Origin of the sequence: Mycobacteroides franklinii (genome assembly GCF_001853795.1) — a bacterium.
Classification (GTDB): domain Bacteria; phylum Actinomycetota; class Actinomycetes; order Mycobacteriales; family Mycobacteriaceae; genus Mycobacterium; species Mycobacterium franklinii.
In genome coordinates this window covers 102,020-127,021 of record NZ_MLIK01000027.1, presented here as the reverse complement: position 1 = coordinate 127,021, position 25,002 = coordinate 102,020, and the positions used below count along the sequence as shown (strand labels likewise).

Annotated in this window: 24 protein-coding genes and 1 pseudogene; 18 read left to right on the top strand and 7 right to left on the bottom strand. The window is 64.8% G+C overall.

The features are described 5' to 3' along the window. Positions 1 to 25 precede the first annotated feature (25 nt). Together cobA and BKG76_RS23720 are read left to right on the top strand one after the other, a co-directional pair. A complete protein-coding gene (cobA, locus tag BKG76_RS23725) occupies positions 26 to 1,234 on the top strand; it encodes a uroporphyrinogen-III C-methyltransferase (protein WP_070940197.1) in 1,209 nt (402 codons plus the stop codon). Between the two features lie 45 nt (positions 1,235 to 1,279). Further along, the gene (locus tag BKG76_RS23720) at positions 1,280 to 2,797 is read left to right on the top strand and encodes an MFS transporter (RefSeq protein ID WP_070940196.1); all 1,518 of its coding nucleotides are present in this window, start codon (positions 1,280 to 1,282) and stop codon (positions 2,795 to 2,797) included. Here the strand turns inward: BKG76_RS23720 and BKG76_RS23715 are convergent. Continuing rightward, on the bottom strand, positions 2,794 to 3,153 hold the full coding sequence (locus BKG76_RS23715; protein WP_070940195.1) for a hypothetical protein: 360 nt from the start codon (positions 3,151 to 3,153) through the stop codon (positions 2,794 to 2,796). The two genes, BKG76_RS23720 and BKG76_RS23715, sit on opposite strands and share 4 nt — an antisense overlap. A gap of 88 nt (positions 3,154 to 3,241) precedes the next feature. Between BKG76_RS23715 and BKG76_RS23710 the strand changes: the two genes are divergently transcribed. Beyond that, entirely contained in the window at positions 3,242 to 4,999 is a 1,758-nt protein-coding gene (locus BKG76_RS23710; RefSeq protein ID WP_070940194.1) for a proline--tRNA ligase, read from the top strand. Further along, the gene (locus tag BKG76_RS23705; RefSeq protein WP_070940193.1) at positions 4,996 to 5,484 is read left to right on the top strand and encodes an SRPBCC family protein; all 489 of its coding nucleotides are present in this window, start codon (positions 4,996 to 4,998) and stop codon (positions 5,482 to 5,484) included. The genes BKG76_RS23710 and BKG76_RS23705 overlap by 4 nt, the downstream gene beginning before the upstream one ends. 82 nt (positions 5,485 to 5,566) lie before the next feature. Here BKG76_RS23705 and BKG76_RS23700 read toward each other — a convergent pair whose 3' ends face one another. Further along, positions 5,567 to 6,040, bottom strand: coding sequence for a ferritin-like domain-containing protein (locus BKG76_RS23700; protein ID WP_070940192.1), 474 nt, complete (start codon positions 6,038 to 6,040; stop codon positions 5,567 to 5,569). Further along, positions 6,037 to 6,510 (bottom strand): hypothetical protein, encoded by a 474-nt coding sequence (locus tag BKG76_RS23695; protein WP_070940191.1) that lies wholly within the window; start codon positions 6,508 to 6,510, stop codon positions 6,037 to 6,039. The genes BKG76_RS23700 and BKG76_RS23695 overlap by 4 nt, the downstream gene beginning before the upstream one ends. 141 nt (positions 6,511 to 6,651) lie before the next feature. On the opposite strand from BKG76_RS23695, the gene rimP reads away from it, so the two are divergent. From rimP to BKG76_RS23645, 11 genes and pseudogenes are all read left to right on the top strand, one after another. Then, a complete protein-coding gene (rimP, locus tag BKG76_RS23690; RefSeq protein WP_070940190.1) occupies positions 6,652 to 7,179 on the top strand; it encodes a ribosome maturation factor RimP in 528 nt (175 codons plus the stop codon). Further along, a complete protein-coding gene (nusA, locus tag BKG76_RS23685) occupies positions 7,176 to 8,171 on the top strand; it encodes a transcription termination factor NusA (protein WP_070940189.1) in 996 nt (331 codons plus the stop codon). The genes rimP and nusA overlap by 4 nt, the downstream gene beginning before the upstream one ends. Before the next feature lie 69 nt (positions 8,172 to 8,240). Further along, positions 8,241 to 8,654 (top strand): RrF2 family transcriptional regulator, encoded by a 414-nt coding sequence (locus BKG76_RS24690; protein WP_083338218.1) that lies wholly within the window; start codon positions 8,241 to 8,243, stop codon positions 8,652 to 8,654. A 4-nt stretch (positions 8,655 to 8,658) separates the two neighbouring features. Beyond that, entirely contained in the window at positions 8,659 to 9,849 is a 1,191-nt protein-coding gene (locus tag BKG76_RS23675) for a globin domain-containing protein (protein WP_070940187.1), read from the top strand. Further along, positions 9,846 to 10,280, top strand: a complete 435-nt coding sequence (locus BKG76_RS23670) for a hypothetical protein (RefSeq protein ID WP_070940186.1) — start codon at positions 9,846 to 9,848, stop codon at positions 10,278 to 10,280. Before BKG76_RS23675 ends, BKG76_RS23670 begins: the two co-directional genes overlap by 4 nt. A gap of 110 nt (positions 10,281 to 10,390) precedes the next feature. Next, positions 10,391 to 13,732, top strand: a complete 3,342-nt coding sequence (locus tag BKG76_RS23665; RefSeq protein WP_131815841.1) for a BTAD domain-containing putative transcriptional regulator — start codon at positions 10,391 to 10,393, stop codon at positions 13,730 to 13,732. 474 nt (positions 13,733 to 14,206) lie between these two features. Beyond that, positions 14,207 to 14,422, top strand: a pseudogene (locus BKG76_RS25480) (YlxR family protein); the annotation flags it as partial. Positions 14,423 to 14,612: 190 nt separating this feature from the next. After that, complete coding sequence (infB, locus tag BKG76_RS23660; RefSeq protein WP_070940184.1) at positions 14,613 to 17,372, top strand: translation initiation factor IF-2; 2,760 nt, start codon at positions 14,613 to 14,615, stop codon at positions 17,370 to 17,372. 1 nt (position 17,373) lies between these two features. Next, on the top strand, positions 17,374 to 17,850 hold the full coding sequence (gene rbfA, locus BKG76_RS23655; protein ID WP_070940183.1) for a 30S ribosome-binding factor RbfA: 477 nt from the start codon (positions 17,374 to 17,376) through the stop codon (positions 17,848 to 17,850). Then, the gene (locus BKG76_RS23650; RefSeq protein ID WP_070940182.1) at positions 17,831 to 18,826 is read left to right on the top strand and encodes a DHH family phosphoesterase; all 996 of its coding nucleotides are present in this window, start codon (positions 17,831 to 17,833) and stop codon (positions 18,824 to 18,826) included. Before rbfA ends, BKG76_RS23650 begins: the two co-directional genes overlap by 20 nt. Before the next feature lie 19 nt (positions 18,827 to 18,845). Next, complete coding sequence (locus tag BKG76_RS23645; protein ID WP_070940268.1) at positions 18,846 to 20,153, top strand: MATE family efflux transporter; 1,308 nt, start codon at positions 18,846 to 18,848, stop codon at positions 20,151 to 20,153. Here BKG76_RS23645 and BKG76_RS23640 read toward each other — a convergent pair whose 3' ends face one another. Beyond that, positions 20,154 to 20,516, bottom strand: coding sequence for a hypothetical protein (locus BKG76_RS23640; RefSeq protein WP_070940181.1), 363 nt, complete (start codon positions 20,514 to 20,516; stop codon positions 20,154 to 20,156). A gap of 119 nt (positions 20,517 to 20,635) precedes the next feature. Between BKG76_RS23640 and BKG76_RS23635 the strand changes: the two genes are divergently transcribed. Then, positions 20,636 to 20,857 carry a hypothetical protein gene (locus tag BKG76_RS23635; protein WP_070940180.1) on the top strand — a complete coding sequence of 74 codons (222 nt, stop codon included), beginning with the start codon at positions 20,636 to 20,638 and terminating at the stop codon, positions 20,855 to 20,857. A gap of 86 nt (positions 20,858 to 20,943) precedes the next feature. Continuing rightward, the gene (locus BKG76_RS23630; protein WP_070940179.1) at positions 20,944 to 21,552 is read left to right on the top strand and encodes a GNAT family N-acetyltransferase; all 609 of its coding nucleotides are present in this window, start codon (positions 20,944 to 20,946) and stop codon (positions 21,550 to 21,552) included. Here BKG76_RS23630 and BKG76_RS23625 read toward each other — a convergent pair. From BKG76_RS23625 to BKG76_RS23615, 3 genes are read right to left on the bottom strand one after another with little or no spacing between them, the layout of a single operon-like run. Further along, the gene (locus tag BKG76_RS23625; RefSeq protein ID WP_070940178.1) at positions 21,549 to 22,307 is read right to left on the bottom strand and encodes an enoyl-CoA hydratase; all 759 of its coding nucleotides are present in this window, start codon (positions 22,305 to 22,307) and stop codon (positions 21,549 to 21,551) included. The genes BKG76_RS23630 and BKG76_RS23625 overlap by 4 nt on opposite strands. Beyond that, positions 22,304 to 23,446: an acyl-CoA dehydrogenase family protein gene (locus tag BKG76_RS23620; RefSeq protein WP_070940177.1), complete on the bottom strand. Its 1,143-nt coding sequence runs from the start codon at positions 23,444 to 23,446 to the stop codon at positions 22,304 to 22,306. Before BKG76_RS23620 ends, BKG76_RS23625 begins: the two co-directional genes overlap by 4 nt. Further along, the gene (locus BKG76_RS23615) at positions 23,443 to 24,651 is read right to left on the bottom strand and encodes an acyl-CoA dehydrogenase family protein (protein ID WP_109420995.1); all 1,209 of its coding nucleotides are present in this window, start codon (positions 24,649 to 24,651) and stop codon (positions 23,443 to 23,445) included. The genes BKG76_RS23620 and BKG76_RS23615 overlap by 4 nt, the downstream gene beginning before the upstream one ends. A gap of 81 nt (positions 24,652 to 24,732) precedes the next feature. On the opposite strand from BKG76_RS23615, the gene BKG76_RS23610 reads away from it, so the two are divergent. Beyond that, positions 24,733 to 25,002, top strand: a complete 270-nt coding sequence (locus BKG76_RS23610) for a DUF2277 domain-containing protein (protein WP_070940176.1) — start codon at positions 24,733 to 24,735, stop codon at positions 25,000 to 25,002.

Here is a 25,002-nt window from a genome sequence, read left to right as displayed (position 1 = left end):
ATTCGCGTCCACGTAAACTCGCGCGGTGACTCATGACGCCTACCTCGTCGGCCTCCGCCTTGCCGGACGCAAAGTTGTAGTCGTCGGCGCCGGATCCGTCGCGCAGCGGCGCCTCGGACTGTTGATCGCCAGCGGAGCCGATGTCCACGTGATCGCCCCCAACGCGACCCCGGCCGTCGAAGGCATGGCCTCGATCACTCTCAATCTGCGGCCGTACCAGGACGGAGACCTCGAAAACGCCTGGTACGCCATCGCCTGTACCGATGATCCGGCCGTCAACGCCGCCGTGGTGGACGAAGCCGAGCGGCGCCGCATCTTCTGCGTGCGCGCCGATTCCGCGCGGGAAGGTACGGCCGTCACGCCGGCATCCTTCAATCACGACGGCATCGCGGTCGGTGTTCTGACCGGTGGTCAGCACAAGCGATCGGCGGCGCTGCGGTCGGCAATCCATGAGGCACTGCAACGCGGGCTCATTGACGACAGGGGTGAGGATCGCGTCAAGCCGCACGGTGTCGCGCTCGTCGGCGGGGGACCGGGTGATCCTGATCTCATTACCGTCCGCGGCCGCAGGCTTCTCGCGCAGGCGGATGTGGTCGTCGCCGACCGGCTCGCTCCCGCCGAGCTGCTCGCCGATCTGGGGCCTCATGTCGAGGTGATCGACGCCGCGAAGATCCCCTACGGGCGCGCGATGGCGCAGCAGGAGATCAACCGAGTGCTCGTCGAACGGGCACAAGAGGGCAAGTTCGTCGTGCGCCTGAAGGGTGGGGACCCGTTTGTCTTCGCCCGTGGCTACGAGGAAGTACTGGCCTGTGCCGAGGCCGGCGTTCAGGTGACCGTCGTACCCGGCGTGACCAGCGCAATCTCTGTTCCGGCGGCGGCCGGGGTGCCCGTCACCCATCGCGCCGTCAACCATGAATTCGTCGTCGTCAGCGGGCACGTCGCACCTGGGCATCCGGAATCGTTAGTCAATTGGGATGCACTTGCTGCCTTGCAGGGAACCCTCGTGCTGTTGATGGCGGTCGAGCGCATCGAGCAGTTTGCGAAGGTTCTCATCGATGGTGGCCGACCTGCGGATACTCCGGTACTGGTGGTGCAACACGGCACTACCGATGAGCAACGCGTGCTGCGCGCGGACCTCGCGACCGCGCCAGAGCGTATTCGTTCGCAGGGCATCAGGCCGCCCGCGATCATCGTCATTGGCCCCGTTGCTGCCTACGGAGTCCCCCTGGCGTGAGCTTGTGACCTAAGGGCACGTTAAGAGGACGGTAAGGTGTCCTCCATGCCTGCCCTCAGCGTCGAGCAGCTCACTCAAAAGGCGCGAGAATTCCTGCCTTCGCGGCACTATCTGTACGCCGTCATCGCGATCGCCGGTATGCAGTTCCTGGCCACCATGGACGGCACCATCGCGGTTGTCACGCTGCCCAAGATTCAAGCCGAGCTGCACCTCAACGATGCCACCCGAAGCTGGGTGATCACCGCCTACATGCTGTCCTTCGGCGGGCTCATGCTGCTTGGTGGACGCCTCGGTGACACCTTCGGCCGCAAGCGAGTGTTCATCGGCGGCATCGCCTTGTTCACCCTCGCGTCCATCGGCGTGGGCCTTGCGCAAGAAGACATCGGACTGGCCATTTTCCGTCTCATCCAGGGTGTGGGTGCGGCCGTCGCGTCGCCCACCGCGCTGGCACTGATCGCGACCACCTTCCCCAAGGGGCCACTGCGTACCGCCGCTGTCGGGGTGTTCGGCGCCATGACGGGGGTGGGCTCCATCGCCGGACTCATCGTCGGCGGCGCGCTGGCCGAGGTGTCGTGGCGGCTGGCCTTCCTGATCAACGTGCCGGCGGGCGCGCTGATGATCTACCTGGCTGTGCGGTCGCTGACCGAGACGGAACGTGAACCCATGAAGCTGGATGTGGCGGGTTCCGTGCTTGCCACGCTGGGCTGTACGGCGGCGGTGTTCGGATTCACGCAGGGTCCTGACCGCGGTTGGGACTCCCCGTACACGATTGTGTCGCTGATCGCGGCCGCCGTGCTGCTGATCGCGTTCCTCTACGTGGAGCGCACCGCGGAGAACCCGGTGCTGCCATTCAGTCTGTTCACGGACCGCAATCGGGTCGCGACCTTTGCGGCGATCTTCATGGCCGGCGGGGTGCTGTTCACCCTCACCATCACCATCGGCCTGTACATGCAGGACCTCATGAAATACAGCCCGCTACGGACCGGAATCTCAGCCATTCCGTTCGTCGTCGGCATGGGAATCGGCTTGGCGCTGTCCTCCCAACTTGTCACGCGCATGGCGCCGCGGGTGCTGATCCTCTGCGGTGGGGTGGTCGTGTTCGGGGCGATGCTCTACGGCTCGACGATCGACCGCACCATCGCGTACTTCCCGGATTTCTCGACGGCCATCTTCGTCGGCGGACTGGGTATCGGCACCATCGTGGTGCCGGTGATCTTGTCGGCCATCACCGGAGTAGATGCCGACCGCATCGGGCCGCTGTCCGCCATCTCCCTCATGTTGCAAAACCTGGGTGGGCCAATCGTTCTGGTGATCATCCAGGCGATCATCACCTCGCGGACGCTGTACTTGGGCGGGGCCAAGGGCCCCGTGCAGAACATGAACCAGGCGCAGCTCCACGCCCTCGATCACGGCTACACCTACGGCATGCTCTGGATTGCCGGAACGGCCGTGCTGGTGGGCGTGGCAGCGCTGTTCATCACCTACAGCGCGGCCGATGTGGCGCACGCACAGAAGGCGCAGGCCGCGCACGACCAGGGCCTGGACGAAGAGCAGCCGGCCTAGCAGTCCTGCGGGGTGTCGTCCCCGGCGCGAAACAGCAGCCCGTTGGTGATGGGAATGCCGTCATTGACGGTGATGTGGCACGACATCCGGAAGACGCTGGGGGGACCGACCGGCGTGACTCGCAGGACGGGCCGCGCGCCGTCGAGCGTCACGGTGCGCTCCCAGTAATACCCGGCGAACGTGTGCCCGGATTCCTCGCGAAGCTGACCGCCATCCTGATACTGGACGGTGAAGTCGGCATTACCGATTCCGATGGCCGACAGCGAGTATTTGACGGTGGTCGGGGCCGCGTCGGCCGGTACCGCGAATCCCAGACCAACTACCGCCACCGCCGGAATGACCGCCCACGCACGCATGCGGTTGATGCTAGCCGGAGGCTCCGACGGCACGCCGATATGCTGTGCAACCGTAACTAACGGTCTTCGCCCGAGAGGCTCAACGAAAATGATCACCCGGCTCTCCGAGCTTTTCGTACGCACACTGCGCGACGACCCGGCCGACGCCGAGGTTCCCAGCCACAAGCTGCTGATCCGCGCGGGGTACGTGCGGCCCATCGCGCCCGGTGTCTACAGCTGGCTGCCGCTCGGCCTTCGGGTACTTCGCAAGATCGAGAACATCGTCCGCGAAGAGATGAATGCCATTGGCGGCCAGGAGATCCTGCTGCCCGCGCTGCTTCCGCGTGCGCCGTACGAGACCACGAACCGATGGACCGAGTACGGCGATTCGCTGTTCCGGCTCAAGGATCGGCGCGATAACGACATGATGCTCGGCCCCACCCACGAGGAGCTCTTCGCGCTCACCGTGAAGGGGGAGTACAGCTCCTACAAGGATTTCCCGGTCATCCTCTACCAGGTTCAGACCAAGTACCGGGACGAGGCGCGTCCGCGTGCGGGCATTCTGCGTGGGCGCGAATTCGTCATGAAGGACTCGTACTCCTTCGACACCTCCGATGACGGACTCAAGACGGCCTATCAGGCGCACCGCGAGGCATATCGACGGATCTTCGGCCGACTGGGCCTGGACTATGTGATTGTGGCCGCCACCTCGGGAGCCATGGGCGGTAGCGCATCCGAGGAGTTCCTCGCCGAAAGCCCTACCGGGGAAGACACTTTCGTGCGATGCGTGGAATCTGGATATGCCGCCAACGTCGAGGCGGTCGTCACACCGGCACCGCCGGCGCGGTCCGTCGAGGGACTTCCTGAAGCCGTGGTGCATGAGACGGGTGACACTCCGACCATCGCGACGCTGGTGGACTGGGCGAACTCCGCCGATCTCGGCAGGTCCGTGACGGCGGCCGATACCCTCAAGAACATTCTGTTGAAGGTGCGCCAGCCCGGTGGTGAGTGGGAACTGCTCGCCGTTGGCGTCCCCGGTGATCGCGAGGTTGACGACAAGCGCCTCGGTGCCGCGCTGGAACCCGCCGAGTACGAGCTACTCGGTGACGCGGACTTCGCCAAGCATCCGTTCCTGGTGCGCGGGTACATCGGACCGAAGGGATTGATCGCCAACGGCGTTCGCTACCTGGTCGATCCTCGGGTCGTGGAGGGCACCAGCTGGATCACCGGCGCCGATGAACCCGGTAAGCATGTGGTCAACCTCGTCGCCGGTCGCGACTTCACCCCCGATGGAACCATCGAAGCCGCCGAGGTGCGCGATGGCGACCCGTCGCCCGATGGCGCGGGACCGTTGGTGTCGGCGCGCGGCATCGAGATTGGCCACATCTTCCAGTTGGGCCGCAAGTACACCGACGCGTTCACCGTCGACGTGCTCGGCGAGAACGGCAAGCCGGTACGGCTGACCCAGGGTTCCTACGGTGTCGGCGTCTCCCGGCTGGTGGCCGTTGTCGCCGAACAGCAGCACGACGAGCTGGGACTGCGGTGGCCGTCAGCGGTGTCTCCGTTCGACGTGCACGTGGTCATCGCGAACAAGGACGATGCCGCACGCGCGGGTGCCGAGGAGCTTGCCGCCGACCTGGATCGGCGGGGACACGAGGTGCTGCTCGACGATCGGACCGCTTCGCCGGGGGTGAAGTTCAAGGACGCTGAACTGCTCGGTGTGCCCTGGATTGTGGTTGTCGGCCGCGGTTGGGCCGACGGGACCGTTGAGCTGCGGAACCGGTTCACCGGAGAGGCGCAGCCTATTGCGGTGGCCGACGCCGTGGCGTCCGTCACACAGGCGATTTCGGCAGGCGATAAGGTATAGCCATGGCGTCTTTTAAGCTTGAACCGCTGGTTGAAAGCGATTTCAGCACAACCGATTTCGTCTATACGTTCTCCACGCCGCTGCCTAAGGACGCAGCGACCGTATGGGCCGAACTCAATGGTGAAAGCCCGCTGCATTGGTGCAAGGCCATCAAGAAGATCGGCTGGACGTCACCCGAGCCGCGTGGTGTCGGTGCGACCCGCACCGCCAAGCTGGCTCTGCCCGGCGCCGCCGTCAACGAGCGGTTCATCGTCTGGGAGGAGAGTCCGGAACGATACCGCAACGCATTCACCGTCGAGACGGCCACCTTCCCGGGTACCAAGCGGTTTGGTGAGCTCTACGAGGTGGTGGGTACCGCGACGGGCTCGTTGTTCACCTGGAGCTTTTTCATCGAGCCCTCGCTCGGATTTACTCGCCACCTCAAGCCGGTGATCCGTCGCGGATTGTCCGGTCTGATCAGCGACACCCAGAAGCACTTCGCCTAGCGCGTACCCGACGCCGACACGCCGTTTTCTGTTCCGTTTCGCGAGTAGCGCGCACAGAACGCGGCGTGTCGAGGCGAGAGGGCTAGGCCTTCTCGGGCCCGCCCGGAAAAGGGACGCTCGCGGGCGTGATGTCTCCGACTACTCGCCATCGTGCCGCGCGAATTGCGCTCTCGGTCAGCATGCGCACCGCGAAACCACGGTCGTCACCGCTGTCGGCCTGTTCGGCGACAGCACGCCAGCATGCCGCGGTATCCGTCTCGACCTGCAATGCGAGCTTGATGGCATCGGCAGGCGTGCTCACCGGGAACGGGATTGTGTAGCCGGCGGCGGCCACCGGTGCCGTGACCGACCGGCCACGCAGCTTGGCAATGCTCTCTTCACGGCACTGCCGGTGTTCGATGAGGCATTCGGTCACCAGCCAGTTGTTATCGGGCACCGAGTGCGCCGACACCAGGCCGTACGCGTAGATGGCCGCGTGCTCGTTCGCCAGGGCGCTCGCCAAGGCGGTGTCGTCGGGCGAGGAGGTCTGTTCTGGGGTCGGCTCGGTCGTTGTCACGGCAGGTCCACCTCTGCAGCTGAGGCGCATGCGGCGCTGATTGAGGCCAGCAAGCCGGCACGATATCCGCTCTGTTTGGTTGCCAGGTCCATCGCCGCGTGTGCGGAGTCTTTGAGCTGGTTTTTGACTTGGTCGACCGGTGGAGGTGCCGCGGGCGCGGTGGTTGTGGTGCTGGTAGTGGAACGGACAGTCGCATCGGCGCCGGGGATGCGTTTCAGCTCCTTGGTCAGTGCCGCGACATGAGCGCTGCGAATACCGGCGATCGCGTTCAACGTGGGTGCCAGCTGAGTGTTGGCGCTGGCCGCCGCGGTCGCGGAGGCAGCATCCCGGACCGCCAAGTCGATCTGCGCCTGCAGGTCGTCCACCTCGGGTTTGGTGTCCGGCACCTGCTGGCACGCGGCGGCCACGACGGTGACGCCGAGGACGGCGCCGCCGATCAACAGGTCGCGGCGCGACAGGCTTCTGGGCATTCGCCCATCCTGCCAGTGCGCGCGGTTGGCGCATGACAGCCCTCGCCGGGCGTAAGGTGGAGTGCTGGTCAGGACGAGAGTCCGGCTAGTGTGTGCAAGCTGAACCGCCCGACAACTCAAGATGAGGAGCCACAAAACGCCATGGGGCTGCCATCAGACGACCAGGTGATCGACCTGCTTGCGGCCGAGTTCACCCGGTCCGGCGTCGAGATCGAAAGTGTCTCCGTCAATGAAGAAACCGTTCCCGCCCGCATCACGGTGGTGGTCGACTCGGATTCTCCGGTGGATTTGGACGCAGTCGCCGCACTGAGCCGCACCGCATCGACATTGTTGGACGAGATGGACACCGGCTCGGAGGTTTACGAGCTGGAGGTGACGACACCGGGTGTCGACAGACCGCTGACCACGCCGGCGCATTTCCGCCGTGCACACCTGCGGCTGGCGCAGATTCGCCTGGCCGATGGCGAAGATCTGCTCGGCCGCATCGGCGTCGCGAACGACGACGGGGTGCAGGTGGTGCTTCGTAAACCCATCAAGGGAACCGGCTGGACCGTGCGCGATCTTGCGTTCTCCGATATCGAGAGCGCGGTCGTGCAGGTGGAGTTCACCACGCCCAATCCGCAGGAACTCAATCTGGCTGGGGCAGCCGAAACTGGAGGTGGCGCATGAATATCGATCCCGCAGCGGTAAACCTGATGGCTGCCGATAAAGGCATCACGGTCGACGAGGCCATTGACATCATCAAGTCGGCATTGTTGACCGCTTACCGGCACACCGACGGACATGAGCCCAACGCGCGTATCGAAATCGATCGCAAGACGGGTGTGGTTCGGGTGATGGCCCGCGAGACCGACGAGGACGGCAACCTCATCACCGAATGGGATGCCACGCCTGAGGGATTCGGCCGTATCGCGGCCACCACCGCGCGGCAGGTGTTCCAGCAGGGCGTGCGCGACGCGGAGAATGAACACAAGTTCGGCGAGTTCTCCACCCGTGAGGGTGAGGTCGTCGGCGGTGTGATTCAGCGCGACGCCCGGGCCAATGCGCGTGGGCTGGTCGTGGTTCGCATGGGCAGCGAGACCAAGGGATCCGAAGGGGTCATCCCGTCGGCCGAGCAGGTGCCGGGCGAGGAGTACCACCACGGAGACCGGTTGCGCTGCTATGTCGTTGGCGTGTCCCGCGGTGCGCGCGAGCCGTTGATCACCTTGTCGCGCACCCATCCGAACCTGGTGCGCAGACTGTTCTCACTGGAAGTTCCGGAGATCAACGACGGCTCGGTGGAGATCATCGCGGTGGCTCGCGAGGCGGGGCACCGGTCCAAGATTGCGGTGGCATCGAAGGTTTCCGGCCTCAACGCCAAGGGTGCCTGCATTGGCCCGATGGGGCAGCGTGTGCGCAATGTGATGAGCGAGCTGTCCGGCGAGAAGATCGACATCATCGATTACGACCCGGATCCGGCGCGATTCGTCGCGAATGCGCTCTCGCCCGCCAAGGTGGTTTCGGTTTCGGTCATCGACGAGGCAGGCAAGGCCGCCCGAGTCATCGTCCCGGATTTCCAACTGTCCCTGGCGATCGGCAAGGAAGGGCAGAACGCCCGGCTTGCCGCACGACTCACCGGATGGCGCATCGATATCAGAAGTGACGCAGACCCCGAAAACTAGCACCGGGTAGCGGCAGGTACTGACCAAAGTCCCTATCGGCACATAACTTGCATCCCATATACAAGTTATGTGCAACTAACGCGATTCACCGATCTGGGTCTGCGCATCGTCATGCGCCTGGCCGTGGAGGGGCCGAACGCTCAGCTGCACACCGGTGACCTTGCCGCCCAGCTGTGCGTGTCCTACACGCACGCTACGAAAGTCGTTGCGCGGCTGTCGGAAATCGGCGCGATCGAATCCGCGCGTGGACGACACGGGGGAGTGTGCATCACCCGAGACGGACTCGATCGTCGGGTGGGATCGCTGGCACGGAAATTGGAGCGCGGCGATGAGGTCATCGACTGTGATGGCGATCCGCCCTGCCCGCTCCGTCAGAGCTGCCGCCTTCGCGACGCGCTTCATTCCGCCCAGGAGGCCTTCTTCGCCCACCTCGATCAGTGGACTGTGGCCGAAATAGCCCGTCCAGCAATGGAAAGGAAGTAGTCAAGTGCTATCAGCAGAGTCGCTGGCAGTCATCCGTCAGACGCTCCCCGCAGTGGCGGGCGCGATCGACGAGATCACGCCGTTGTTCTACTCCAAGATGTTCGCGGCGCATCCGGAACTGCTTCGCGATCTGTTCAACCGAGGCAATCAGGCGGTGGGGGAGCAGCCGAAGGCGCTGGCGGCATCCATCGCAGCGTTCGCCGGAATGGTGCTGGAAGGTGAAGGTGCCCAGTATGATTCGGTGCTCGACAGAATCGCCCACAAACACGTCTCGTTGGGAATCGTTGCGGAGCAATATCAGATCGTCTACGAGCACCTGTTTGCCGCGATCGCCGAGGTGTTGGGGGCGGCGGTGACCGAAGAGGTTGCGAAGGCCTGGACCGAGTTCTACTGGCTGATGGCCGACGAACTGATCACCCGCGAGAAGGCGCTTTATGGTGCCGCCGGGGTGGCCCCGGGTGAGGTGTGGCAGCAGGTCGTCGTGGTGCGCCGTCAACTGGAGTCGGCGGATGTGGCCGGATTCGAGCTGCGCGGAGTATCCGGTGAATTGCCGAGTTTCCTTCCGGGACAGTACATATCGGTACAGGTCACGTTGCCGGACGGGGCCAGGCAGATTCGGCAATACAGTCTGTCGCGCGGATCCCGTGAGGGTGACTGGCGCATCGCCGTCAAGAGACTGAACGGCGGCGACGCCCCGGCCGGAGAGGTGTCGAACTTCATCTACGACAACGTCTTCGAGGGGCAGCAGCTGAGGGTGTCATTGCCCACGGGTGAGTTCACACTCGATGACTCGCAGGACCCGCTGGTTCTGGTATCGGCGGGTATCGGCTGCACTCCGATCATGGGGATGCTGCAAGAACTTGTGGCGACGCAGTCCCCGCGTGAGGTCGTAGTCCTGCACGCGGATCAATCGGCGGCCGCGCATGCCTATCGCCATGAGTTGGCAGATCTCGTAGGCAGGCTGCCCGCCGGCCGTCTGCACACGTGGTACGAACGGGCACATGTGGAGCATCCGGCTGATGGAATCGGGCGCATGAGCCTGACGCGTCTTCCGCTCAACCTCTCGTCCACGGTGTTCGTCTGCGGTCCCCGGCCGTTCATGTCGGCCATCAACGAGGACCTGGTGTCGCTGGGTATTCCGCAGCACCAGATCAACCACGAGCTGTTCGGGCCCTTGGCGTCGGCTGTGGCATGACACGCGTCGAGGTCCTGACGGCGGCGCTGGCCGCGTTCTGGCTGGGGCTGGTGGTGGCGATTTCGTTCATCGAGGCGCCCCTGAAATTCCGGGCTCCGGGCGTGACGGTCCAGGTGGGGCTCGCGATAGGTCGTCTGGTGTTCGGCGCGCTGAACGCGGTGGAGTGTGTCCTTGCGGTGTCCATGATGCTGCTGATGTCGGTCGGTAGTCCGTCTGCGGGCGAGATCGCCGCGGGTGTCGCGGCGTCCGCCGGTCTCGCGATTCAGTTGCTGGCGGTGCGACCTGCCATGGCGAGGCGGACCAATGCGATCCGCGATGGAGCCGAATACGCGGGACGTAGCCGTATTCACCTGGTGTACGTCGCGGTCGAGTGCGTCAAGGCACTGGCGTTGATCGTCGTGGTGTGGCTAGTTGTGTCGGGGAGTGCTTAGTAGCGGCTGTAGCTGGCCGTTTGTTTTACGATCACAGGGTGGATACGGCGGTGCACAGGAGTGGCACCCCGCCGAAGTCGAGTCTCGTTCAGGGGTCGGCGCAAATCCGTATGCTCGGAACACCAGAACTGTGGATAGAGGGGACACAGATCTCGATCGGTGGGCCGAAGGCGCAATCGGTCCTCGGGACATTGGCGGTTCGGGCGGGCCAATTAGTCACCGCAGACTGGCTGATAGACCAGCTCTGGGGTGCGAGCCCGCCGCAGTCTGCGCGGGTCTCCCTGCAGGCTTATATCTCGCGAGTTCGAGCTCTGCATCCCCCGGTTACTGAGGCGATATTGCCACGTCGAGCTGGGGGCTACCTACTGGCTCACGACGTCGCCACGATCGATACCCACGAATACGATCGGCATTCGACTGAGGGCAGGGCGCTGGCTGCGAGCGGTCGGTGGGCTGCCGCGTTGGATCGACTAGACATGGCCGCAGCACTCTGGCGGGGTAGCCCGTTCTCAGGTATTGATGCAGTTCCGGAGCTTGCGCTAGAGCGTGATCGGCTTTTGGATCTGGCCGCTTCGAATAACCTTGCCGCATTGCGTGCTCGGCTTGAGTTATTCGACCCTGCCGAGGTTGTGCCGCCCTTGCGGGATTTGATAATTCGGCAACCGTGGGATGAGAGGGGTTGGCTGCTTTTGATGTTGGCCCTGTATCGCAGCGGCCGGCAGACCGAGGCTTTAGAGGCAGCGACCACCGCCCGACGCATGCTCGCCGACGCCAAGGGGCTGGACACAGGCCCCGGGCTCGCGGAGCTGGAACGAATGATTTTGCAACAAGATCCGCGACTTCTCCCAACCGGGGCGCAGCTGGCGATACCGCGATGGCTGGCTCAGACATCGGCTCAGATGATTGGGCGGGACGAGCAATTGGATGTGTTGACAGGCTATTGGGAGCAGTCGAGTTCCGGTATTGACCCGCGTGTGGTGATGGTCAAAGGTGAGCCGGGCGTGGGAAAGTCGTTGTTGGCAGCCAAGTTTGCCGAGAAGATCAGCAACTCGGGTGTAGCTGTGGTGGCGGGCAGATGTTTCGACACTCCTCGCCTGCCGATGCAACCGTGGACCGATTTACTGGAAGGCAAATTGGTTGCCCCGGGCTCGCTGCCATATGTCGCGGATGGTGAATCGGGCCTCGATATATGGGAATTCGCCGCCTACGAGATGTTCACCACGGTTATGCGGCATTTTGAAGCGCTTCTCGAAGCGGGCCCGGTATTGGTGGTGCTGGACGATATCCAGTGGGCTGGCGTTGCCGCGATTCGAGTGCTCGATTACTTGGTCGCCAACTGTCGTGGGCGTGACCTGATGGTGATCGCCACCATCCGGTCGGCGGGCGCAGATATGCCGTTATCCACAGAACGTGCGCTCGGTGAATTAGCAGTGCGCACACACGCTCGCGAGATTCGGCTGAATGGGCTGGGGATCGAGTCGTTTACCGAGCTGCTTGTGGCGAGGGGGCACCGATTTACCGAGGAACGTGTTGCAGCGCTGCGTGAGAGCACAGGTGGCGTGCCGCTGCTCGCGATATCAGTTCTGGACGGCGGGGATGATCTGCTCGCGCTGCCGCTGGGGCGTGCCAGCGAGGATGCCGTCAGGGTGGCGGAGCTACTGGCAACTGCGGGCGGCACGTGTTCGGTTACGGCACTGAGGTATGCCAGTAATATGTCGGAGCCCGACATCGATCGCGCGCTCGAGGAGCTCATCGCCGTCGGCTTGGTACGTCAAATCGATGATCTGTATGCCACGTGCGAGTTCGCGCACGGCCTCTACCGCGATTCTCTTGTCGCGCGGATAACGGATGCGCGGAAGTTGATGTGGGCGCGCCGATTGCTTGCCGCCGCCGACGAGTTACGGGGTCATTTCACGCCACCGAGTACTGCGGCGTTGGCGCTTACCTCTGCGAAATCAGGTATTGCCGAAGACGTCGATCGGGCGATCGCCGAGTGTCGGGCGGCGGCGGGATGGTCGGCTCAATTCCATGAGCATGCAGAGGCAATGCGGTGGTGCGCTCAGGCGGTGGAGCTCGCCGAGCGGGCAGATGCACCGTTGTTGTTGCGGTCCAACGTGAAGCTGGAGCACGGAATCGCCTGTCGGCGTGCAGGTTTCCCTTTCCGGGAGATTTTTCTGTCGGCGGCCGAGGCGGCGACCAAAGCTGAAGACCCCGAGATGTTGGCCAACGTCTGCGTGGGCTGGAGCCGCGGCTCGTTCAGTCAGATATGGGAGACCGACGCTGAGTACTTGGCGTATACCGAGCGCGTGCTGGCACAGCAGAGTCGTGTGAGTGCGCCGTTGCGAGCTCGGGTACTGGGCGCCCGCGCAGCCGAATTGACCTGGGCCGACGAAGGGGGCGATCGATTCGATATCGCGGACGAAGCTCTGGCGTTGGCGCGCGCAGCCGAGGATCCGTCGACGATCGCACACGTACTGCTGGGCCGAAACATGGCCATCGCCGCGGCCGACACACTGGATATTCGCCGCGCCGAGGCAACCGAGCTCTTGGACATCGCGCGGTCGTTGGGCGACCCGGGGTTGGAATTTCAGGCCATGCTTCAGGCATGTGGACCGGCCATCGACGACGGCAATATTGGACTCGTTGGCGAGATGTTGAGCAGGGCCGAGGCGATCGCGAATGCGTTGCGACAGCCGGTTTTGCAGTGGACTGTGGCCTACGCGCGGGCCTCGCTGTCGTTGTGGCAGGGCCGACTGTCATTGGCTGAAGAATATTCTCAGGAGGCATTGGAGCAAGGGATGGCAGCCGGCTTCGCCGCGGACGCCATGTTATTCGCCGGTGGTCAGTTCGCAGAGATACGGCGGCTCCAAGGCCGGCTCGGCGAGATCACACGGCCGCTAGAGCGGATGCCGATACAGCCACATGGCCTGTTTGGGATCGCCAGGTATCAATATGAAGCGGGTCTATTCGAGCAGGCCGCAGCCCGGCTAGATCATGTGCGAATGGTCGACGGGACATTGCAGTTGCGGCGCGACTGCATGGAGCGCATCAATTTGGACTATTTGGCCTTCCTGGCCGTGCACCTAGACCGCCCCGATGTGGCCGCCGCGGTTGAGCAGAGACTTTTGCCGCTCGCGGACACATTCGGACACGATGCTGTGTCAGGTCTAGTCGGGCACCATTGGCTCGGCGTCTTGGCGGCTTTCCAGGCTAGGCCGGAAGCTGCCGTTCAGCATTTCGAGCGTGCCGTCCGGATACAGAACGAACTCGGAATGCCGTTGTTGGCCGCCGAAAGTCAACGTGAGCTGGGATGGGCATATAAGACCTTGGGTCAGCACGGGAGGCAGCATGCGGCCCATGCCGAAGTACGGCACGTGGCGTGCCTCTTCGGAGCGGAAGGGCTGTTAACCGGTCTGAGTGACGGTGGGCATTGGAGTGCCAGGTATTCCTGACCGCAATCGGTCAGGACGCTCCGGTCATCGGTCCGTCATCCCCTCGTCGACCCGAGCGGTTGGGGTGACTGTTGTCTCGAACGAGCGGTGCCTGTGGGCGTTCGTGTTCGCGTCGGGGCAGTGGACCGTCTTCGTCTTCGTTGACGGCACGCCCGCCCGCGAGCATCTACCGGGCTGTCGGAATCAGATCCCGGCGCGCTGGCCATGTTGCGTTGACAGGGATTCGGCCCGGCATCTCACGCGGTTAACGGGTGGTTTACGTGAGCCCCAAAGGTTTGCAAGCGCCTTGCAAGCCGTCCTTGAAAGTCTGAGGTTGTTGTCGTTCATCGCAGCCTGGGGGGCAATGCATAACGACTGTTGGGGGACAGCTGTTCTTCCCTGCCGGGACGAGGGGTCCGGCGGGGAAGAACAGCCGTGTTATTCGACGCTGTGGGCCGATTCATAAATTAGGTGCCGCGGACGGTAGACTAAGCCGTGATCCAGCGCGAGACTTCGGCGTTTGCACCTGCCCAAACCGGTAAGCCGGTACGGACATGTGTCGGCTGCCGGGGGCGAGAGCTGGCTGCAGATCTGCTTCGTGTGGTTGCTGCGGATGATCGGCACATAGTGGTCGACGTTCGACATAGACTGCCCGGCCGAGGTGCTTGGTTGCATCGGTCAGCGCAGTGTTACCAACTGGCGGTAAAGCGGCGAGCTTTTGCGCGAGCGCTCCGGATCACTGGAAGCCCAGATACGACCGCGGTCTTCGAACATGTTGAGCAATACCAAGAGATTGGCAACGACAAACAATGAGCACACCGTGAAGCGTCGATGATGATCGTCCATCACAGCTAACACGAGGCACGGCGCCTGAAGCCGCTGCCTCGCAGACAGGAGAGCAGTGGCAGGCAAGGCCCGGGTACACGAGTTAGCTAAAGAACTCGGTGTGACCAGTAAAGAAGTTCTCGCCCGACTGAGCGATCAGGGCGAATTCGTTAAGTCCGCGTCGTCGACGGTGGAAGCCCCCGTCGCGCGGCGTCTTCGTGAATCATTCGGCGGCGACAAGTCCGCTCCCGCCGCGTCCAATGGCGCGGCCGCAGAGACGGCAGCTGCCCCCAGGAAGGCCGGTCCCAAGCCGGGGGCCCCGAAGCCGGCGCCGAAGAAGGTTGTGGAACCGGTTGTCGAGGCGCCCCCCGCGCCGGAGCCTGTGGCCGCACCTGCGCCCGCACCCGCTCCCACGCCGGCAGCGGCTCCCGCCCCCAAGCCGACCCCCGCGGCGCAGCCCGCGGCAGAGGCACCCGCGGCCGCACCGACACCCGCACCGGCCCCTCGTCCGGGTGCGACACCCGGCCCCAAGCCCGGAGCTCCTCGGGTGCCGCGTGTTGGCAACAACCCGTTCTCCTCGGCTCAGCCGACTGAGCGCCCGGCGCCTCGTCCGCAGGCACCGCGTCCCGGGGCTCCCCGTCCCGGTGGCGCCTCTCCGAGCAACATGCCGCCGCGTCCGTCGCCCGGATCCATGGGTCCGCGCCCGCCGCGTCCCGGTGGTGGCCCCCGTCCCGGCGGCGGTCCTCGTCCCGGTGGTGCCGGTCGTCCCGGTGGCGGCGGCGGTAACTACCGCGGTGGTGGCGGTACTGGTGCCGGTGCTCCCGCTGGCGGTCCTCCCGGTGCCGGTGCAGCCGGCGGCTTCCGCGGCCGTCCCGGCGGTGGTGGCGGTGGAGGTGGCCGTCCCGGTCAGCGCGGTGGCGCGGCCGGTGCATTCGGTCGTCCCGGCGGCGCCCCGAAGCGTGGTCGCAAGTCGAAGCGGGCCAAACGCGCCGAGTACGAGAACATGCAGGCGCCCGTCGTCGGCGGCGTCCGGTTGCCGCATGGCAACGGCGAGGTCATCCGCCTCGCACGTGGCGCGTCGCTGAGTGACTTCGCGGAGAAGATCGACGCCAACCCGGCATCGCTGGTGCAGGCGCTGTTCAACCTCGGCGAGATGGTCACGGCCACCCAGTCCGTGGGTGATGAGACGCTGGAGCTGCTGGGCGGCGAGATGAACTACGTCGTTCAGGTCGTCAGCCCCGAGGACGAGGACCGCGAGCTGCTGGAGTCGTTCGACCTCACCTACGGCGAGGACGAGGGCGGTGAAGAGGATCTGCGGACACGTCCGCCGGTGGTGACCGTCATGGGTCACGTCGACCACGGTAAGACCAGGCTGTTGGACACCATCCGTAAAGCGAACGTCCGCGAGGGCGAGGCCGGTGGCATCACCCAGCACATCGGTGCGTACCAGGTCGCCGTCGAGCATGAGGGCGCCGAACGGCTCATCACCTTCATCGACACCCCCGGTCACGAGGCGTTCACCGCCATGCGCGCCCGCGGTGCGAAGGCCACCGATATCGCGATCCTGGTGGTCGCTGCCGACGACGGCGTGATGCCCCAGACGGTGGAAGCCATCAACCACGCCCAGGCGGCCGATGTGCCGATCGTGGTCGCGGTCAACAAGATCGATAAGGAAGGCGCCGACCCGCAGAAGATTCGCGCTCAGCTCACCGAGTACAACCTGGTGGCCGAGGACTTCGGTGGCGAGACGATGTTCGTCGACATCTCGGCGAAGAACGGCACCAACATCCAGGCGCTGGAGGAGGCAGTACTGCTGACCGCCGATGCGGCGCTGGATCTGCGGGCCAACCCCGATATGGAAGCTCAGGGTGTTGCCATCGAGGCGCATCTGGACCGCGGTCGCGGTCCGGTGGCCACGGTGCTCATCCAGCGCGGCACGCTGCGTGTCGGCGACTCGATTGTCGCCGGTGACGCGTACGGTCGCGTGCGCCGCATGGTCGATGAGCACGGCGAGGATGTCGAAGAGGCATTCCCGTCACGTCCGGTTCAGGTCATCGGATTCACGTCCGTGCCTGGCGCGGGTGACAACCTGCTCGTCGTCGACGAGGACCGCATCGCCCGGCAGATCGCCGACCGGCGCAGCGCGCGCAAGCGCAACGCATTGGCCGCACGTAGCCGCAAGCGCATCAGCCTGGACGATCTGGATGCCGCGCTGAAGGAGACCAGCCAGCTGAACCTGATCCTCAAGGGCGACAACGCCGGTACGGTCGAGGCTCTGGAAGAGGCGCTGCTGGGTATCGCGATCGACGACGAGGTGCAGTTGCGCGTCATCGACCGTGGTGTCGGTGGTGTGACCGAGACCAACGTCAACCTGGCCTCGGCCTCGGATGCCATCATCATCGGCTTCAACGTGCGAGCCGAGGGCAAGGCGACCGAGCTGGCCAACCGCGAGGGTGTCGACATCCGGTACTACTCGGTGATCTACCAGGCCATCGACGAGATCGAGAGCGCGCTCAAGGGCATGCTCAAGCCGGTCTACGAAGAGGTCGAGCTGGGTCGCGCCGAAATCCGTGCGATGTTCCGGTCGTCCAAGGTCGGCAACATCGCCGGCTGCTTGGTCACTTCGGGCATCATCCGTCGTAACGCCAAGGCCCGACTGCTGCGGGACAACATCGTGGTCGCCGAAACGGTCACCATCTCCTCGCTGCGGCGTGAGAAGGACGACGTGGTCGAGGTTCGCGACGGTTACGAGTGTGGTCTGACCTTGACGTACAACGACATCAAGGAAGGCGACATCATCGAGGCGTACGAGCTGCGCGAGAAGGAGCGGGTCTAACGTGGCAGATCCCGCTCGCGCACGCCGGCTGGCGAAGCGGATCGGGGCCATCGTCGCCTCGGCGATCGAGTATGAGATCAAGGACCCGAGGCTGACGATGGTCACGGTCACCGATACTCGGGTGACCAACGATCTTCACGATGCGACCGTGTACTACACCGTGATGGGGCAGACTCTGTCCGACGAGCCGGATTTCGCTGGCGCGGCGGCTGCGCTAGATAAGGCAAAGGGTGTGCTTCGAACCAAGGTGGGTGCCGGGACAGGGGTGAGGTTTACCCCTACCCTGACTTTCGTGCTCGACACCATTGCAGATTCGGCCCGGCACATGGAGGAGCTGCTGGACCGGACACGCGCAGCCGATGCCGCGCTCGCCGAGGTGCGGCAGGGGGCCGTGCACGCCGGTGATGCTGACCCGTACAAGGCTCCTTCAGTCGAGGAACCCGCATCCGACGAGGACGATGAGCGCCGTCCCGATTGAGACGGGTGCCGCAGGGGCACGCGTAGACGAGGATGGCGCCGTGGCCCTGCTGGCCAAGGCCAGCAGGGTGGCGATCATCTGCCATGTGCATCCGGATGCCGACACGGTGGGCAGCGGGTTAGCACTTGGACAGGCGTTAGTGGCCAAGGGCGTTGACGTCCAGGTGAGCTTCGGCGAGCCGGCGTCGCCTCCGGAATCGGTGGGCACATTGCCGGGCGCGGAACTGTTGGTCCGACCTCAGGAACTGCGCAGAGATCCGGATCTCGTGGTGACGGTGGACAGCCCCAGCATGCGCCGACTCGGTCAACTTGCCGAGCTGACCGAGGGGTCCGTACCGGTTCTGGTGATCGACCATCACGTGTCCAATGAGCTCTTCGGTACAGCGAACTACGTTGATATCGAAGCGGATTCGACGACGATGATGGTGGCCCAGCTGCTCGACGCCTGGGGTGTGGAGATCACCCGCGAGATGGCGCATTGCCTGTATGCGGGCCTGGTCACCGACAGCGGGTCATTCCGCTGGGCCACTCCGAGGGGGCACCGGCTGGCGGCTCGGCTGCTGGACTTGGGCGCCGACGGTGTGAACATCACCCGCACGTTCATGGATTCGCACCCATTTGTCTGGCTGCCGATCTTGTCGCGTGTACTGGGCACCGCCGAGCTCGTTCCCGACGCGGTTGGGGGCGCGGGAATGGTGTATGCCGTTGTCACCCACGACGTCTGGTCCCGCGCGCGCACCGAAGAAGTCGAGTCGATAGTCGATATCGTCCGCACCACGACCGAGGCTGAGGTTGCGGTGGTGTTCAAGGAGATTGAGCCGGGGCATTGGTCGGTGTCGATGCGAGCACGGTCCGCGGTGGATCTTTCTGCGGTCGCGGCCACTTTCGGTGGAGGCGGACATCGGCTGGCTGCCGGGTTCTCGGCGAATGGCCCCGTCGACGAAGTGGTGGCGGCGCTGGTTCGCGCCCTTGACTGAGGTCCCCGACACGGCGGGAATGTCCAGCCTGGCTCGCCGAATCATCGCGCTGGCAGTGCCGGCATTGGGTGTGTTGGCGGCCGAACCGCTGTATCTGCTTTTCGATATCGCCATGGTGGGCCGACTAGGTGCGGTTCCCTTGGCGGGATTGGCCGTTGGGGGACTGGTCCTTGGACTCGTAGGGACCCAGCTGACCTTCCTGTCGTACGGCACCACCGCCCGCTCGGCACGACTGTTCGGATCCGGTGACCGCCGCGGTGCCGTGCACGAGGGTGTGCAGGCAACCTGGTTGGCACTGCTCATCGGGGTCGCGCTGGTGCTCATCGTGCATGTGGTGGCGGGACCGGTGGTGCGAACCATCGCCGCGGCACCCGATGTCGCGGCTCAGGGCCTGATGTGGGTGCGTGTCGCCATTTTTGCGGCGCCGGCCATCCTGGTGTCACTCGCGGGCAATGGGTGGATGCGGGGAGTGCAGGACACGGTCAGGCCCCTGCGGTATGTGCTTGCCGGCTTTGCGGTTTCGGCGGTGCTGTGCCCGGTGCTGATCTACGGACTGCTGGGTGCGCCCCGGATGGGGGTGGCGGGGTCGGCGGTAGCCAATCTGGTGGGGCAGTGGCTGGCGGCGATCCTGTTCCTGCGTGCCCTGCACGCCGAGCGCGCCCGACTCCGGATGGATACTGCGGTGCTGCGCGCGCAGCTGGTGTTGGCGCGCGACCTGCTGGTGCGCAGCTTGGCCTTTCAGGCCTGTTTCATCAGTGCTGCCGCGGTGGCCGCGCGATTCGGGGCCGCGGCGCTGGCAGCGCATCAGGTGGTTCTGCAGATGTGGGGTTTCCTTGCGCTGGTTCTCGATTCGCTTGCCATAGCGGCTCAAACCCTCGTCGGCTCCGCACTGGGAGCCGGCCGAGTGCCGGAGGCCAAGACGGTGGCCCGACGGGTGACCATCTTCTCGCTGGGGTTCGCGGTGATGCTGGCTGCTCTGCTGGCTCTCGGTGCTCCGGTGTTGCCGGGGCTCTTTACCCCCGATGCCACCGTGGTGCATCAGATGAGGGTGCCGTGGTGGTTCCTGGTATGTCAGTTGCCGATTTCCGGTCTTGTCTTCGCGCTGGATGGGGTGCTGCTGGGAGCCGCCGACGCGCGGTTCATGCGCAACGCCACCATGATCAGCGCGCTGTGTGGATTCCTGCCGCTGGTGTGGCTGTCACTGGCCTTCGGGTGGGGGCTCGCCGGAATCTGGTGCGGCCTAACCCTTTTCCTGGTCCTGCGGCTGGTGTTGGTTGGCTGGCGCGCGGTGTCGGGACGCTGGGCCGTACCCGGCACCGGATCCTGATCAGTGGGTCTGCGGATACTGGGGGTACTGGGGCTGCGGGTACCCGGCCGGTGGCGGTGGATATCCCGCGGGCGGGTACCCCTGGTATGCCGGGGGCTGTGCGGCTAGACGCCGAATCTGCTTGATCTGTCCCATGTTTCCGAAGATCGCGATCCAGTTCATGAGGAGGATGGACAGGAAGCTCCACCAGCCGGCCGCCAGATTGTGGGTCTGTGCGTCGCGGTAGGCGGCCTCGCATTGCTCAAGCGTCCCGGTGATCGCGTAGCTGCGGGTGCTGAACATGATGAGCATCCCGGTGTGTTTGGTCAGCCGTACTTGAAAGTATCTGGGCGCCGCGGCCGGGTATTGCTGTGGATACGACATAATCTCTCCCCCTGCTCCGATAGCTCATCCGATGATATCGGGGTGCACTCAACATGCGGCTATGTGATCCAGGTCACCTTCGGAGTACTCTGGGAACGCTGAACGAGGAGGTGTTTCGAATGAACCTTGATCGATTTGCCGTGTGGACCGGCTACTTCCTTGGGTTGGTGTCGGTCACCATCACCGCGTTGGGTCTGGCCGCGCTGGCCGCCGGGCATCACGGCTGGGGAATGGTCGCGGCCATCGCGCTGCTGATCACCGCGGGCCTCGGATTCGCGGTGGTAGGCGGCACGGTGCATCACGATCACAAGATCCACAAGGAGACGCCGCATCTGATGTAAGGGTGCGGCGGCCATCCCGGCGGTTGCTTCGTAGAATGTAGGCTTACCTAAGTTAGGTCGAACAATCGAACGGAGCCCGCTGGCCGATGAATACCCCCACCGGTTATCGCATCGCGCGTGAGATCACCGATGTGGCGGCCGAGGTCATCGCCGCCGGGCCGCCGCCGCTGCCGTCGTTCGGCGGGAGCCGGTATGGATTACGCCTGGTGGATCCAGACGGCGGCGATCCGGAGATGCTCAGCGAGTGGTTCGCCCGTCCGCATCTGGTTGAGACCTGGGAGCAGCCATGGTCTGCCGCCCGCTGGCATGAAGATTCCTCATATCGGCTGGCCGGGCACTACTCGCGTCCTTGTATCCTTTCGGTGGACGGTGTCGAGGTCGGTTACGTCGAGCTGTACCGTGCCGCACGTGACGAGATAGCCCGTATCTACGACGCTCGTCCTCACGACACCGGATTTCATATCGCGACGGCAGGCGTGGAATATTTGGGTCGCGGTGTCATCTCGGGATGGATCCGGCTGCTGCCGCATGCGGTGTTCGCTGCCGACCCGCTGTGCCGACGGCTGTTGGGCGATCCGGCGCTAGGTAATCCTCCAATACACAAGGTGTTCGCTCGTCTTGAGTGGACCGCCATGGGCGAGTTCGATATTCGGCCCGACCGCCGGATCGCCCTGTACCGAACCGACCGCGACTAGGCGTTCTGGCTGCGCCCGCGTTCCATGATGGCGGCGCGCCGGGCCTCTACGCCCTCGGCGATGGAGTTCTGGTCGATCCACCGATGAGCGTCGTCGAGGGCCACCTGCAGGCCGTCACCGATGAGCTCGGACTCGATGCGGCGGTAGGACGCCAGCAGTTCACGCACCGCGGGCTGGTTGTTACCGGCGATCGTCGCGGCAAGGCGCTTGGCTGCAGGGAGCAGGTCCTCATGAGCAACCACCTCGGTGACCAGACCGGCGCGCAGCGCATCCTCGGCCGAGAGGTAGTCGCCCGTCAGGCTCATGCGCCGCGCCAGGCCGCGCCCCACCGAGAGCGGTAGCAGGGTGGTCAGCCCCCAGGTAGGCAAGATGCCAACGCGCGCATGAGTATCGGCGAAACGTGCTTTCTCCGAGGCGATCAGGATGTCGCAGGCCAGCGCAAGCTCCAGGCCGCCGGTCACGGCCGCGCCGTTGATGGCGCCGATCACCGGCTTGTTCAGCTCGGGCCACCACGGGTCCAGGGACTCGGCGCGGTCGCCGCCGCCCAATTCCTTCAGGTCAACGCCCGCGCAGAACACCGGGTCGGCGGCGGTCAGGATCATCACGTCGACGTTCTCGTCGGCGTCGGCCGCGGTGACGGCTTTGACGATCTCCTCACCGAGCGCGGTGCTCAAGGCATTGCGTGCCTGCGGCCGGTTCAGGGTGATGGTGCAGATACGGTCTTCGGTCTGCGTCAACAAAATTGGTTCGGTCATGCGTCGATTATCTCCTTGGCAATGCGTTCGGCGTGGACGGCGCGCCCTCCAAAGAGGGCCGAATTGCTCACGGCGCGTTTGTAATACAGGTGAGCGGGATGCTCCCAGGTGAAACCGATGCCGCCATGGCTCTGGATGGCCTTGGCGGTTACCTCCACCGCACCCGCCGATGCCACCTGCTGAGCAATGCTGGTGGCCAGCGCCGGATCGTCAAGGCGTGGGTCGTCATGTGACCAGGCGGCATGATAGGCGGCACCACGCACATTGCCGGTGGCCGCGGCCATATCGGCAAGGCGATGTTTGACGGCCTGGAATGAACCGATGATCCGCCCGAACTGAATTCGGGATTTGGCGTATTCGGTTGTCACATCCAGCATATGGGCAGCTATACCGGCCTGCTCGGCCGCGAGCACCGTGGCCGCGACGTCGAGTGCCTTGGCCACAGCTTGCGTCCCACGTCCCTGCTCGCCGATCAGACGTCCCGGCGCGGAGTTGAAGTGGATGTTGGCCTGCCTGCGCGTCAGATCCAGGGTGGCCAGAGCGTGCCGGTCCACACCCGCCGCGTTGCCGTCGACGGCGAAAAGACTTGGACCCGAATCGGTATCGGCCAAGACCAGGATCACGTCGGCGGTGGCACCGTCGGGAACATGCTCGGTGTCGCCGGTGAGTTTCCATCCGTCGGCATCGGATTCGCCCGATACCGTTATCGCGTCGGACAGCCGGGTGCGGCCGCCGGCCAGGGTGATCGTCTTGTCACCGGAGGCCAGCGCGGGCACCCACTCGGCAAGGGCGTCATTGTCGCCGCTGGCCACCAAGGCGGTGGCGCCCAGGGCCGCGCTGGATATCCACGGCAGACACGCCAGTGCGCGTCCCAGTTCCTCCGCCACAATGGACAATTCGATGACGCCCAGCCCTGCGCCGCCGTGCTCTTCGGGCAGGCTCAGGCCCACCACGCCAAGCTCGGAGCCAAGGGCATGCCAGGCCTTCAGGTCGACGGTGCCGGCATCGGCGATCCGGCGTACATGCTCGGGTGTCCAGACCCGTTCGCACCAGCCACGTACCAGTGAGCGCAGGTCGCCGTGTTCTTCGGTGAACTCGAACTCACTGATCCGGGTCTGATTGTCTTCGTTGGCACTCATCCGCGGGGCACGTCCTTCCAGGCTTTGTCGGTGTCGACCCGGATATCGCCGGGCAGTCCGAGAACGCGTTCTCCGATGATGTTGCGCATCACGTCGGAGGTACCGCCTTCGATGGTGTTGGCCTTGGACCGCAGGAAAGCCCACATGGTGTCGGCGCGCCGGTCCTCTTCGACGACGCGTCGCATGTCGTATGAGGCGTACAGGGTCGCCTCGATGCCCAGCAGTTCAACGCAGAAGTCGTAGATCTGCTGGTTGAGCTCCGCGCCCATCAGCTTGCCGATCGATCCTTCCGGGCCCATGGGTGCGTCGCCCTGCGCGGCGATCCGCATCTGTGTGCCGTAACGGTTTCCCTCCGAGCGGACGAACAGATTCGTCAACTTGGCCCGCAGCTCGGGGGTGTGTAGGTCGGGGCGTTGTTTCCACAGGTTCAGGGCATTGCCGATGGATCCGCCGCCGCGGCCGTGGTCGAAGGCGCCACCCAGTGCACTGCGCTCGTTCATCAACGTGGTCATCGATACCCGCCAGCCGTCGCCCTCGTTACCCAGGCGATGCGCGTCCGGGATGCGGACATCGGTGAGATAGACCTCGTTGAACTCGGCGTCGCCGGTCATCTGCCGTAACGGGCGGACCTCGACGCCCGGATCGGTCATGTCGAGGACGAAGTAGGTCAGACCGCGGTGCTTGGGTGCGTCGGGATTGCTGCGGGCCACCAACAGCGCCCAGCGTGCCTGGTGGGCACCCGACGTCCACACCTTCTGGCCGTTGATCACCCAGTCGTCGCCGTCGCGCACCGCACGGGTGGCCAGGCCCGCCAGATCGGAACCGGCGCCGGGCTCGCTGAAGAGCTGACACCACAGCTCTTCACCGGTGAAGAGAGGCCGCAAAATTCGTTCGGTCAATTCCGGCTGCCCATGGGCGAGCACCGTCGGCGCTGCCATGCCGTACCCAATCACGTTGACAAACAACGGGTCCGGCATGCCTGCCGCACGCAATATGGTGTCGGAGACGGCCTGTAGTGCCGGTGGGGCGTCCAGGCCGCCGAGGCCGGCGGGGAAGTGGACCCAGGCCAGGCCCGCGTCATAGACGGCGCCCAACAGTTCGGCGACGGGGGTGCTGGCGGGGGGATGTTTGGCGAGAACCTCGTGCGCGGCGGCGGCGATGCGCTCGCGCAGCACGTTCGACGGCTCCGATGACGTCACTGGCATGACTTACGTATACACGCGCAGGGGAACTAACCGGTGGGTGGGGCATGGCGTCTTCCGGATTGTCTTTCTACTGTCGTAGGTATGTGCAGGAACATCACCGAGCTACGCGGGCTTGAACCTGCGGCGACCGACCAGGAGATCGAGGCGGCGGCGCGGCAATACGTGCGCAAGATCAGCGGAATTCAGAAAACGTCCGACGCCAATCGGGAGGCGTTCGAGCATGCGGTGGCGGAGGTGACGGCCACGACGATGCGGCTGTTGGATCTACTGCCGGCGCGCCGTCAGCCGCCGAAGACGGTGCCGCCGCTGCGACGGCCCGAGGTGCAGGCGCGTATCGCGGCACGCGGCTGA